The organism is Nonomuraea sp. NPDC049646 (assembly GCF_044465525.1).
GTDB lineage: Bacteria > Actinomycetota > Actinomycetes > Streptosporangiales > Streptosporangiaceae > Nonomuraea.
This window is the reverse complement of record NZ_JBITLU010000028.1, coordinates 1-10,806: the sequence shown is the minus strand read 5'-3', so window position 1 is coordinate 10,806 and position 10,806 is coordinate 1. Positions and strand designations below refer to the sequence as shown.

The window sequence follows — 10,806 nt, the reverse complement described above, 5'->3', positions numbered from 1 at the left end:
CGCTACCGGGCGGAGTTCTGGGGGGCGCCGCCGTTGTCCCTGCGGTCGAGGGCGGTCTGCAGGGCCTCGGCGGCCTCGTTCTCGGTCTCTTCGGTACGGTTCCAGGCGTACATCTCGTACATGTCGCTCATCTCGTTTCGCTGGCGCGTTCCAGAAAAGGGGGCGTCGGACCCCGGTCGCGAATCCGACCGGGCCTGCTCTCGCGGGTCCGGGTCACGGACCGGGCGAAGGGAAGGGACTGACCGGCCGACGGCATCACCACTCACCGCGGCGGGTCGTCGGCCTGCCCTAACAGGCCCCGCCGCGGCAGGTAATGAGTACGAGAACCTGGCGCATTTCCACCCACGGTACCCGGCGACTGTTTCGCTGTCTCGTTGGATGTCCTACTATCTCGCATTCTGAGACAAGAAAAGGCCGCCACCCGGAACGGTCCAGGTGACGGCCTTCCCCCGCATCGGGGGCTCAGTCCTCAGATCGCGAGGTCAGTCCTCCAGGTCGACCGAACGGCCGCTCTCGGCGCCGATCTCGGCCGCGATCTGGTCGATCACGGCGGCCGGGATGGCCGAGTCGACGGTCAGCGCGATGAGCGCCTTGCCGCCCTTGACGTCGCGGGCCACCTGCATGGAGGCGATGTTCACGCCCGCCTCGCCGAGCAGCCGGCCGACCACGCCGACGACGCCGGGACGGTCGGTGTAGGCGAAGAACGACAGGTGGGCCGTCGGCTCGATCTCCATCTCGTAGCCGTTGACCTCGACGATCTTCGTGATCTGCCGGGGGCCGGACAGCGTGCCGGAGACCGAGATCTGGCGGCCGTCGGCGAGCACGCCGCGCACGGTCACCACGTTGCGCCAGTCGGGGCTCTCGGAGCTGGTCACCAGCTCCACGTTGATGCCCCGCTCCTTGGCCAGCAGCGGCGCGTTGACGTACGTGACCTGCTCCTCGATCACGTCGGCGAACACGCCCTTGAGCGCGGCCAGCTCGATGACCCGCACGTCCTGGGAGGCGATCTCGCCGCGGACCTCGACGTCGAGCTTGGTGGCGACCTCGCCGGCCAGGGCGGTGAACACCCGGCCCAGCTTCTCGGCCAGCGGCAGGCCCGGCTTGACGTCCTCGGCCACCGCGCCGCCCTGGACGTTGACCGCGTCGGGCACGAACTCGCCCGCCAGCGCCAGCTTCACGCTCCGCGCGACCTGCGTGCCGGCCTTCTCCTGGGCCTCGTGCGTGGAGGCGCCGAGGTGCGGCGTGGCGACGACCTGGTCCAGCTCGAACAGGGGGCTGTCGGTGCACGGCTCCTTGGCGAACACGTCGAGGCCGGCGCCCGCGACGCGGCCCTCCTTGATCGCCGAGTAGAGCGCGGCCTCGTCCACGATGCCGCCGCGGGCCACGTTGATGATCCGCACGGACGGCTTGACCTCGTGCAGCTCCTTGTCGCCGATGAGCCCGAGGGTCTCCTTGGACTTCGGCAGGTGCACGGTGATGAAGTCGGCCTGCTTGAGCACCTCTTCGAGGCTGAGCAGCTTGACGCCCATCTGCGCGGCGCGGGCCGGCGGCAGGTAGGGGTCGTAGGCGATCAGCTCGACGCCGAACGGCTGGAGCCGCTGGGCCACGAGCTGGCCGATCTTGCCGAGGCCGAGGATGCCGACGACCTTCTCGTCCAGCTCGACGCCGGTGTACTTGGAGCGCTTCCACTCGCCGTTCTTCAGCGCGGCGTGGGCCTGGGCGGTGTTGCGGGCGCTGGCCAGGATGAGCGCGATGGTCTGCTCGGCGGCGCTGGTGATGTTGGAGGTCGGCGCGTTGACGACCATGACACCGGCCTTGGTGGCCGCCTCGACGTCGACGTTGTCGAGGCCGACGCCGGCGCGGGCGACCACGCGCAGCTTCGGCGCGGCGGCGATGGCCTCGGCGTCGACCTGCGTGGCGGAGCGCACGATCAGGGCGTCAACGTCGGCGAGGGCGGGCAGAAGCTGGGAACGGTCCGCTCCGTCGGTGTGGCGGACCTCGAAATCGGCGCCGAGCACGGCGAGGCCGGCCTCGGACAGCTCCTCTGCGACCAGAACGACGGGCTTGTTCACAGGCGTGGATCCTTAGGGGCATGCGGCGGGCTGGAGGGACACGTCGCTGGGCCCCTCGGATCCCTCAGAGTCTATCCGCGCTTGTGAACGCGTTCACGAGGGACCCACGATTTGAGACGCCCGCTCGGCGTCGCGACGCCCTGGACGCGGCTCCGGTACCCAGGCGGCGGCAAAGTCATCCACTCTGCACACATCTTTGTCTTGATCGGGGGATTTATTGGCCATTAGCCTGATAAGCCGTGGCCGACTACCTATGGTTCGTCATATGAGCATCGGGAATCCTGCGCTTGCCGACGTGCTCGCACAGCATGGCACGCCCCATCGCCTGCTGGCGGCCCTCGCCGACGGTGGAGTCCTGGTGGCAGTGCGACCAGATCGATCGGTCGTCCTCGGGACGACCCAGGCGGGTGACCGGGTTCTGCTCGGGTACACCAGCCCTGCTACCTACGCCAGGCACCGCGGCAGCCATTCCCTCTCGGCGTGCGACGCCGACACCATCCTGGACATCCAGCGCGTCACCGGCGTGCCGGAGATCGTGATCGACGCCGCGGGCCCCGCAGCCGCGGCCGTGCCCATCGACGATCTCCAGCGCTTCCTCACCGGCACGCGTTCGGGGTCCACACCCGTGCTGTCGGGGGCGGCGCCCGCCGCCTACGCGACCGGCGCCATGGCCACCGTCTCGCGGGTGCCCGCGCTGGCGCAGGTGGCCCCGCCCGCCCCGCAGGCGCCCGCGCTGCCGTGGGTCCCCGCGCCCCGGCCCCACCTGTCGGGGCCGATGCAGCAGGTGGACCCCGGCTACCGCCGGTGCACGCACCCGATCCTGCCGGCGCTGCGGCAGGCCATCGCGCAACTGCTGGGCGACTTCCCGCTCGTGCACCACGTGTGGATCTCCGAGGCCGGCACCGCGTCCGGGGCGACCGGGATCATGCTGCACGTCAAGGTGCACATGTCGGCCGCCGAGGACGTCGTCCGCGACCTGCACCGCCTGGTGCGCGCCCGCCTGCCGCAGTTCGCGGCCAGCGGCGCGCCGATCCTCATGGCCAGGGTCGCCGACGCGCGCAGCGAACGCCGCATGATCGAGATCGGCGCGCACGTGGTCTGCGCCAACGTGCGCGAGTAGCCGTCGCGCGGGACGTATCGGCAGGGCCCGGGAAACTGGGCCCTACCGAACAAGCCCTCGCTCGGCTTGAATGGGCCTCATGATCACATCGCCGGTGAGCGCGCCCACGGTCTCCAGGGGCGTGCGCCTCGGCTACGGCGTGGGCTCCTTCTGCACGGCCACGGTCAGCGCCGTGCCCGGCCTGCTGCTGCTGTACTACATGACCAACTTCCTGGCCGTGCCCGCGTGGCTGGCCGGCGTGGTGGTCACCGCGCCCAAGGTCTGGGACCTGATCATCAACCCGCTGGTCGGCCGCTGGTCGGACCGGACCGTCTCGCGGATGGGGCCGCGCCGCCCCTGGCTGCTGGCCGGGGCGCTGACGCTGCCCGTCGCGTTCTTCCTCGTCTTCGCCGGGCCGCCGCTGACCGGGGTCCCGGCCGCCCTGTACGTCGGGCTGTGCTTCATGGCGACGGCGACCGCGTACGCGCTGTACGAGGTGCCGTACAAGGCCATGCCCGGCGAGATGACCGACGACTACCACGAGCGCACCTCGCTGCTGCAGTGGCGGATGGTCTTCATCGGCGCGGCCACCGCGATCAGCGGCGTGCTGGCCCCGATGATCGCCACCGGCCAGGGCGACGAGGGCACGCTCGGCAGCTACCGGCTGATGGGCCTGACGATCGCCCTCATCCTGCTGGCCTCGATGCTCGGCTCCTTCTTCGGCACCGCCCGCGCCCCCATGACCGGCGCGCCGGAGGCCGACCACGGCGGGTGGCGCGAGCAGTTCGCGGCGATCAGGGGCAACCGGGCGTTCCTGTGGCTGACCGTCATGGCCTGCCTGCAGATGCTCGCCGTCAGCATGATGCTGGCCGCGGCGCCGTACTTCGCGTCGTACACGCTGGGGTCGCCGAAGAGCACGCAGACGCTCTTCGCCGCGCTGGTCGGGCCGATGCTGCTGACCATGCCGCTGTGGGTGTGGCTGGCCCGGCGCTTCGACAAGCGCGGCGCGATGATCCTGGCCGCGCTGCTGTTCGGCGGCGGCACGGCGGCGGCCATGGCGACCCCGCTGTTCGGCCCCCTGTACGCCCACCTGACCATCCTGCTCGTCGGCATCGGCATCGCCGGGGTCGAGCTCATGCTGTTCTCGATGCTGGCCGACGTGGTCGCCCAGGACGCCGCCGAGTCGGGCAAGCGGCGGGCCGGCGTGCTGACCGGGCTGTGGACGGCCATCGAGAGCGGGGTCAGCTCGTTCGGGGCGCTGATCTTCGGGGTCATCCTGTCGATCGGCGGGTTCGTCGAGTCCGACGCGAGCACGCCCGTCCGGCAGCCGGACAGCGCCGTGACCGCGGTCCTCATCGGGCAGACCGCGGTCCCGGCGCTGATCATCTTCCTGTCCGTGCTGGTGACGCTGCGGTACCGGCTCAGGCCACCCGGCGGGCCAGCACCAGTCGCGTCCGAGTGAACAGCCCGGCCACCACGGCCGCCACCAGCGGCAGCCCCAGCACGACCGCGGCCAGGAACGACCAGGGGACGTCGATCGTGCCCGGCCCATCCAGCAGCGTGCGCATGCCGCCGGCGCCCATCCTGGTCATCGGCCAGGTCAGCGCGACACCGGCCACCGCGCCGGCGACGAGGCCGGCCGCCGCGCCCAGGCCCGCGATGTAGGCGGCCTGGGCGGCCACCACCAGCCTGCGTACCCGGGGCGCCGCGCCGACCGCCGACAGGTTGTTCAGGTCGGGACGCATGTCCGCCGCCGCCAGCCCGGTGGCCGCGAACGTGCCCCCGAGCACCAGGACCAGCGCCGCGCCGAGCAGCACCAGCAGGGTGACGGCGCGGTCCTCCGCCCTCCCCCGCTCGACGTTCAGGAACAGGTTGCCGTTCACCTCACCCCGCAGGTCGGCCTCCATGCGCCGGTCGTCCTGCGGCAGGGACGCGGTGTAGAGCACCCGCTCGACTGTGCCGAGCCCGGCCTTGGCCAGCGCCTGCGGCGGGATCACGGCGCCTGTCTGCCGGGGGTCGGCGCCGCTGGACACCACGGCCGGGATCCGGATCCGCTTGCGCTCCTTGATGGTCTCGGAGTCCCAGTCGCTCACGGTCAGCTCGATCACGCCGTCGCTCACCACGTCCGCGCTGAACGCCACGGCCTTGCCCGCCGCCAGCGCGGCGGCCGCCTGCGGGTCGCGGCGCTTCTGGAGGAAGGCGAGCAGGTCCGCGCCGCCGATCGGGGGGCGGTCGTAGAACCGCTGCGCGCATGCCGGCTCGCACGTCCGCGGCACGGTCAACCAGAGGGTTCTGCCCTTGGCGTCCGTCGCCTCCTGACCGGCGACGACGTCGGTGCCGGGGAAGCGGGCGCGGACGGCGTCCTTCAGCCTGGCCCACGTCTGGCCGTCCATCCACGTGGCGCCGCCGATCACCGTGGTGCCCAGCGGGAACACCGTGACGCTCTGCTCCTCCTGCTGGGCGTACGCGCTGCTGCTGCCGATGCCGAGTGCGACCGCCCCCATGGTCGCCGCCATGACCGCGGCCGTGGCCGAGGCCGTACGGACGCGGTGGCGCGCGGCGTCGCGCACGGACAGGCGCAGCGGGAGCGGCAGCCGGGCGGCGATCCGCGAGGTGGCCTGGACCAGCCAGGGCATCAACGCCACCATGCCGAACACGAACGGCACGAAGGCCGCGATCATCGTCACCGTGCCCCTGGTCATGGCGTAGCCGATCGCGCCAAGCCCGGCCGCCACCAGCACGATCCCGAGCACCGGACGCCGGGCCCGCCCCCGGACCTGCGCGGCCCGGCCGGCCAGGACCTGCGCGGTGTTCTGCCGGCTCGCCTGCACCGTCGGCACGATCGCCGCGATCAGCCCGCTGACCAGGCCGAGCGCCGCCACGCCGAGCACCGGCAGCCACGGCACGTCGGCCGGCCCGTGCGACCAGTCCAGTTCCCTGGCCGCGATCGACTCGACGAGCAGGCCGGGGCCGATGCCCAGGGCGCCCCCGAGCACGGCCGCCGCGCCGCCGAGCACCAGGCCGTCGGCCAGCACGATCAGGCGCAGGTGCCAGGGCGAGCCGCCCTGCGCCGAGATCACCGCCAGCTCCCTGCGCCGCCGCCGCAGCCCCACGGCGAACGCCGGCCCGGCCAGCAGCACGGTCTCCATGACGACGAGCACGATGATCACGCCGAGCTGGACCAGGTCGCGGGTGTTGGTCGGGTTCCCGCGGGATTCGTCCTTCTGGGCGTCGAGCACCGCGCGGGAGGTGACGCCGAGGCCCGCCTCATTGAGCTGCGAAATCTTCGACCGCAGGACCGGACCGGCGGTGTCGACCAGCCAGCCGCTGCTGTTGCCGTCGTTCTGGTGGTTGAGCAGACCCTCGGGCAGGGCGGTCAGCTCCAGGTTGCCGGGCCGGTTGGGGTGCTCGGCGACGCCGACCACCTTCGCGGTCCGGTCCGGCCGCCGCACGGTGAGCGTGTCGCCCACCCGGACGCCCAGGCCGGCCATCTTCGGCGAGATCGTCACCTCGCCGGGCGCGGCGGCGTAGCGGCCCTGCTCCAGGGTGCGCATCCCGGCCGTCATGGGGTCGCGCAGATCGACCTCCACGACGTCCGCCTGGTTGAAGCCGTCGGGCAGCCGGACGCTGGCCAGGCCCGTCTGGTAGCGCAGCAGGCGGCCGGGGAGCAGCGTGTTGATCTCCGCGGGCGTCCACGGCCGCTGCGCGCCGCCGCTCTTCGGCTGGTACGCGGAGTCGCCGGTGTCGTCCTGCCGGACCGGGGTGCGGTACGCGAAGGTGAGCAGGCGGGCGTCGGCCGCTCCTAACCGCGTGACCGCCTGCTCCTTCGGAGTGACGCTGGTCGTGGCGGCGCCGGTGAGCACCGCCGTGATCACCAGCACGGGCAGGCCGATCATCACCATGATCAGGGCGCTGCGGCCCTTGAAGCGCAGCGCGTCCCTGCGGGAGATCCGCAGGGCGGCGAGGAAGGCGCTCATCGCGAGCTCTCCATCCGCACCGCCGACGCCTCGGCGACCAGGCCGTCCCGCAGGTAGACCACCCGGTCCGCCCAGGCGGCGTAGCGCGGCTCGTGGGTGACCAGCAGCACCGCCGCGCCCTCGTCGCAGCGGTTGCGCAGCAGGTGCAGGATCTCGTCGCCGGTGGCCGTGTCGAGCGCGCCGGTCGGCTCGTCGGCCAGCAGCAGCCGCCGCTCGCCGACCAGCGCCCTGGCGATGGCCACGCGCTGGCGCTGGCCGCCGGACAGCTCCTCGGGGAACCGGTCGGCGATCTGGTCGACGCCCACGTCGGCCAGGACGGCCAGCGCCTCCCGGCGGGCCTGCCCGGCGCGGACGCCGTCCAGTTCCCTGGGCAGCATCACGTTCTCGGCGGCCGTCAGGGACGGGATCAGGTTGAGGTCCTGGAAGACGTACCCGACGCTGCCGCGGCGCAGTGCGGCCAGGTCGCGGACCCCGGCCAGGTCGCGGCCCTCGATCCGGACCGTGCCCGACGTGGGCCGGTCGAGGCCGCCGGCCAGGTTGAGCAGGGTCGACTTGCCCGAGCCCGACGGGCCCATGACCGCGACGAGCTCTCCTTGTGCCACCTCCAGGCTCACGCCGCGCAGGGCGTGCACCTGGCCGTGCTCGCGGGTCACGTCCCGCAGCTCCACCACAGTCATCGGTTCTTCTCCTTGACAACGGCCTCGCAGTGGTCGAGCCAGCGCTGCTCGGCCTCGGCCTTGAAGATCATTGATTCCAGGACGAGCCGCTGGGCGAGGCCGTCACCGGCGGCCCTCTTGGCCCTGGTCAGGTCCTGGAGCGTGCGCATGGTCGCCATCCGCTGGGCCAGGATGACCGCGCCCACGTCCACGTCGGTGGCGGCGACGGCCATCGCGATCTTGATGGCGAGTTCGTCCCGAGGCCGGTCGGAGTGGTCGACGGGGGTGCTGAACCATCGCTCCAGTTCCTCCCGACCGGCCTCGGTGATCGTGTAGACGGCTCTGCCCTGCTCGTCGGCGCCACCAGGCGCCACCAGGCCGTCACGTTCCAGGCGGGCGAGCGTCGTGTAGACCTGGCCGATGTTGAGCGGCCAGGTCGCCCCCGTCGACGCCTCGAACTCCACCCGGAGCTGATAGCCGTAGCGCGGTGCACTGCTCAGCAGGGCGAGCAGTCCGTGTCTGATCGACATGGATACTGAGTATGCATACTGAGTATGGCCACCGCAACTGATCCGCGTATTCTGGACACGGAACGCCGTTCAGGCCGATACTCGGGACATGAGCTCCACCCAACCGCCGTTCCGCGCCTCCGACGGGGAACGCGACCGCGCGATCGACGAGCTCAAGCACCGGGCCGTGGAGGGCCGGATCTCTCACGACACCTTCGTCGGCCGGGTCGACCAGGCGCTGCGGGCGCGCAACCAGCACGAGCTCGACGAGCTGGTCGCCGACCTGCCGCGCCGGCCCACGATCAGGCAGCGGCTGACGGACGCCGTCTCGTCAGTGTCGGAACTCACCACCCGGTTGCAGGCGGCCTGGCGGCGGCCCCGGCTGCCCCGGCTGGCGCTGCCGGACGACGACCGGCTGCGTTACGTCGTGGGCCGGGGGTCGGCCTGCGACCTCGTCCTGTCGGACCTGACGGTGTCGCGCGTGCACGCCGAGCTGCGGCGGGAGGGCGACGGCGGCTGGCTGCTGGTCGATCTCGGCTCGCTCAACGGCACCCGGCTCAACGGGTGGCGGCTGGTGGGGCCCGTCCGGGTCAAGTCGGGCGACGAGATCTCCTTCGGCGACTGCGGCTTCCTCCTCGCCTCGGGCCACCCCTCCTCCTGACCCCCTGGCCGGCCCCCGCGTCCCGCCGAGCCGACTCCAGAAATACGGATATTTGCGGATTACACGGCGACTGCGCTGATTCATGCTCACATGCGATCCCCCAGTCCCTTGGAGACCACATGCGGCGCACCTCAGCCTCCCTCCTCGCGGGCACGCTCGTCGCGGCACTCGCGTGGGCGTCCGGCCCCTCCACACCGGCGGTCGCCCTCGACCCCTCGCCCGGCGTGGCCGACCTGACCCAGGACATCAATCAGATCCTCGGCGACTCCCGGCTCACGATCGCCAGGGCGGGCGTCGTCGTGAAGAGCGCCGCGAACGGCGAGCAGCTCTACGCCACCGACGCCGGCAAGCTGCTGACCCCGGCGTCCAACACCAAGCTGTTCACCTCGGCGGCGGCGGTGGAGACGCTCGGCCTGGACTACCGCTTCCCGACCACCGTGCTGAACGCCGGCCGCAAGGTCGGCTCGGTGCTCACCGGCGACCTCGTGCTGCGCGGCACCGGCGACCCGACCATGCTCGCCGAGGACTACGACGCGCTGGCGGCCAAGGTCGCGGCGGCCGGCGTCAAGGTCGTCACGGGCAAGCTGATCGCCGACGACACCTGGTTCGACGGCCAGCGGCTCGGCACCGACTGGGCCTGGGACGACGAGACCGCCTACTACGCGGCCCCGATCTCCGCGCTGACCGCCTCCCCCGACCGCGACTACGACGCCGGCTCGGTGATCGTCTCGGTCGCGGCCGACGGCGGCCAGGTCAAGGTCTCGACGACCCCCGCGACCGACTACCTGAAGATCGTCAACAAGGCGACCGTGGGCGCCGAGACCGACGTCCTCATCGAGCGGCAGCACGGCACGCGGACGGTCGTGATCACCGGCACGGTCGCCGACCCGTACCAGGAGTGGGTCGCGGTGGACGACCCCACGGCTTACGTGTCCTCGCTGTTCCGCAAGGCGCTGGCCGCGCACGGCGTACGCGTGCTCGGCCCGACGGCGACGGGCGCGGCTCCCGCCGGGGCGGCCGAGCTGGCCAGGCACGACTCGATGCCCCTGAGCGAGCTGCTGGTGCCGTTCCTGAAGCTGAGCAACAACATGCACGCCGAGATCCTCACCAAGGCCATGGGCCGTAAGGCCGCGAACCAGGGCACCTGGTCGGCCGGGCTGAAGGTCGCCACGGACTTCGCGAAGGCCAACGGCGTCCAGGTGATCAACATGCGGGACGGGTCGGGCCTGTCGCGCCGCGACGGCTTCTCGCCGGACTCGATCGTCCGGCTCCTGACCGCCGTACGGACCAAGCCGTGGTTCGGCACCTGGTACGAGGCCCTGCCCATCGCCGGCAACGCCGACCGTCTCACCGGCGGCACGCTGCGCAGCCGGATGCGGAACACCCCCGCGGCGAACAACGTGCACGCCAAGACGGGCTCGCTGACCGGCGTGACCTCGCTGTCCGGCTACGTGACCAGCGCCGAGGGCGAGCCGCTGGTCTTCTCGATCATGCTGAACCAGTACCTGTCCGGCTCGCCGAAGGACATCGAGGACAAGATCGCCGTACGGCTCGCCCAGTTCTCGCGGGCGACGGCGACCGACGTCACCGCCCAGCTCAAGGCCGCCGACCAGGGCCCGGCGGGCGACCTGGAGTGCTCGTGGCTGAAGCCGGCCCAGTGCTAGCGGACCGGTGGACGACCCCGGCGGCCTCTGCGCTCCTGGGCAGCCATGCCCCTCCGACGCGCGGCGGGCCGCCCGGCGCCCCCGGGGGCCCCCCCGGGGCCCCCCCCCCCCCCCGCCGGGAAAACGGAGCCAAAAAACAGCGCGCCCGACAAAAATAGGAAATATATA

9 protein-coding genes are annotated in these 10,806 nt (G+C 72.0%); 4 read left to right on the top strand and 5 right to left on the bottom strand.

What is annotated here, in order from left to right:
• Positions 1-2: 2 nt before the first annotated feature.
• The gene (locus tag ACIBQ8_RS47610; protein ID WP_397172513.1) at positions 3-131 is read right to left on the bottom strand and encodes a hypothetical protein; all 129 of its coding nucleotides are present in this window, start codon (positions 129-131) and stop codon (positions 3-5) included.
• A gap of 351 nt (positions 132-482) precedes the next feature.
• Positions 483-2,072, bottom strand: coding sequence for a phosphoglycerate dehydrogenase (gene serA, locus ACIBQ8_RS47605; protein WP_397172515.1), 1,590 nt, complete (start codon positions 2,070-2,072; stop codon positions 483-485).
• A 295-nt stretch (positions 2,073-2,367) separates the two neighbouring features.
• On the opposite strand from serA, the gene ACIBQ8_RS47600 reads away from it, so the two are divergent.
• Both ACIBQ8_RS47600 and ACIBQ8_RS47595 read left to right on the top strand, forming a co-directional pair.
• Positions 2,368-3,192 carry a hypothetical protein gene (locus ACIBQ8_RS47600; RefSeq protein WP_397172516.1) on the top strand — a complete coding sequence of 275 codons (825 nt, stop codon included), beginning with the start codon at positions 2,368-2,370 and terminating at the stop codon, positions 3,190-3,192.
• A 79-nt stretch (positions 3,193-3,271) separates the two neighbouring features.
• Complete coding sequence (locus tag ACIBQ8_RS47595; RefSeq protein ID WP_397172517.1) at positions 3,272-4,633, top strand: MFS transporter; 1,362 nt, start codon at positions 3,272-3,274, stop codon at positions 4,631-4,633.
• On the opposite strand, the gene ACIBQ8_RS47590 is transcribed toward ACIBQ8_RS47595, so the two are convergent.
• From ACIBQ8_RS47590 to ACIBQ8_RS47580, 3 genes are read right to left on the bottom strand one after another with little or no spacing between them, the layout of a single operon-like run.
• Positions 4,593-7,148 (bottom strand): FtsX-like permease family protein, encoded by a 2,556-nt coding sequence (locus ACIBQ8_RS47590; protein ID WP_397195489.1) that lies wholly within the window; start codon positions 7,146-7,148, stop codon positions 4,593-4,595. The genes ACIBQ8_RS47595 and ACIBQ8_RS47590 overlap by 41 nt on opposite strands.
• Positions 7,145-7,825 carry an ABC transporter ATP-binding protein gene (locus tag ACIBQ8_RS47585; protein WP_397195488.1) on the bottom strand — a complete coding sequence of 227 codons (681 nt, stop codon included), beginning with the start codon at positions 7,823-7,825 and terminating at the stop codon, positions 7,145-7,147. The genes ACIBQ8_RS47590 and ACIBQ8_RS47585 overlap by 4 nt, the downstream gene beginning before the upstream one ends.
• Positions 7,822-8,334: a PadR family transcriptional regulator gene (locus ACIBQ8_RS47580; protein WP_397172523.1), complete on the bottom strand. Its 513-nt coding sequence runs from the start codon at positions 8,332-8,334 to the stop codon at positions 7,822-7,824. Before ACIBQ8_RS47580 ends, ACIBQ8_RS47585 begins: the two co-directional genes overlap by 4 nt.
• Before the next feature lie 88 nt (positions 8,335-8,422).
• Here ACIBQ8_RS47580 and ACIBQ8_RS47575 point away from each other — a divergent pair, with 88 nt between their 5' ends.
• Positions 8,423-8,974: an FHA domain-containing protein gene (locus tag ACIBQ8_RS47575; protein WP_397172525.1), complete on the top strand. Its 552-nt coding sequence runs from the start codon at positions 8,423-8,425 to the stop codon at positions 8,972-8,974.
• Between the two features lie 119 nt (positions 8,975-9,093).
• On the top strand, positions 9,094-10,638 hold the full coding sequence (gene dacB / locus ACIBQ8_RS47570; protein WP_397172526.1) for a D-alanyl-D-alanine carboxypeptidase/D-alanyl-D-alanine-endopeptidase: 1,545 nt from the start codon (positions 9,094-9,096) through the stop codon (positions 10,636-10,638).
• Positions 10,639-10,806: the final 168 nt, after the last annotated feature.